Source organism: Pseudovibrio sp. Ad37 (assembly GCF_001623075.1).
Classification (GTDB): Bacteria; Pseudomonadota; Alphaproteobacteria; order Rhizobiales; family Stappiaceae; genus Pseudovibrio.
Window position 1 is genome coordinate 1 of the sequence record NZ_LMCF01000056.1, and the last position, 1310, is coordinate 1310.

Consider the following 1310-nt stretch of genomic DNA (forward strand, 5'->3'; position numbering starts at 1 on the left):
CTGCCTGTGCTCCAGGACCTGCTTATGGCGTCCCCAATAGGCATCAGCCGGGGTTACGTTCCCAAGGCTCTCGTGATAGCGGTGGTGATTATAGTAATCGACGAACCTTTCAATCTGGGCTTCCAGATCCCCTGGCATGTAATAGTTCTCGAGCAGGATGCGGTTCTTCATGGTTTGATGCCAGCGTTCGATCTTGCCTTGGGTTTGCGGATGATAAGGAGCACCCCTGACATGCTTCATATCTTTTTCCTCCAGCCATTCGGCCAAGTCCGACGAGACGTATGAGCTGCCATTGTCAGAAAGCAGGCGCGGTCGATGAAGCACCTTTGATTGGTCACAGCCTGAGGCATCGAGCGCCAACTGAAGAGTGTCGGTGACGTCCTTGGCTTTCATTGTGGTGCACAGCTTCCAGGCAATGATATAGCGGGAATAATCATCAAGCACGGTGGACAGATAAAACCACCCCCAGCCTATGATCTTGAAATAGGTGAAGTCGGTTTGCCACTGCTGATTTGGAGCCGTGGTTTTGTCCCTGAACTCATCAGCGGCCTTGATGACCACATAGGCCGGTGAGGTAAGAAGGTCCTGCGCTTTCAGCAACCGATAGACGGAAGCTTCTGAAACAAAATAGCCTTTTGTGTCTGTGAAGCGGACCGCGAGCTCTCGTGGTGACAAATCTGGCTCGTCTAGCGCCATCTCGATAATCTGCGCTCTGATCTCATCGGGAATACGGTTCTCCAGATCTTGGCGGGACGTGAAACTCTGTCCTCCAACGCTTCAACACCGCCTTCCAGATAGCGATCATACCAAACATAGAACGTTGAGCGTGGAATACTCAGCAGCTCCAACGTGCGCTTGATTGGCTGATGTGATCCTTCAATCAGCCGGATAATCTCCAACTTCTCGTGGGTGGGATTTCTCATTCGCCGTCTCCCCCATCCTCGAGCATGCTTTTTTAAGAAGCCGCAGCTCCAGAGCTTGTTCGGCGACCACCTCCTTGAGATCGCGTGCTTCTTTGCGCAGCACCTTGACCTCACCGGAGCTGGCCTGACGGGCCGTATCACCAGCAAGTCGCTTCTTACCAGCTTCCAGAAACTCCTTCGACCAGCTGTAGTAAAGCCCCTGTGAGATACCTTCTTGTCGGCACAACTCGGCAATACTGTCCTCACCGCGCAGTCCAGCCAGAATGATACGAATCTTGTCTTCAGTGGAATAGCGCTTTCGGGTCTTGTGCTGGATGTCTTTAACCGCCTTCTCAGCTGCAGCGCTGGCGGTCCTCGTGTATTGCCCCATTGTTCACTCCTAATCTA

The 1310-nt window shown here is 52.8% G+C and carries 1 pseudogene; it reads right to left on the reverse strand.

Annotated elements, in window-relative coordinates:
- Positions 1 to 1293: pseudogene (locus PsAD37_RS11310) on the reverse strand (IS3 family transposase); the annotation flags it as partial.
- Between the last annotated feature and the right edge of the window lie 17 nt (positions 1294 to 1310).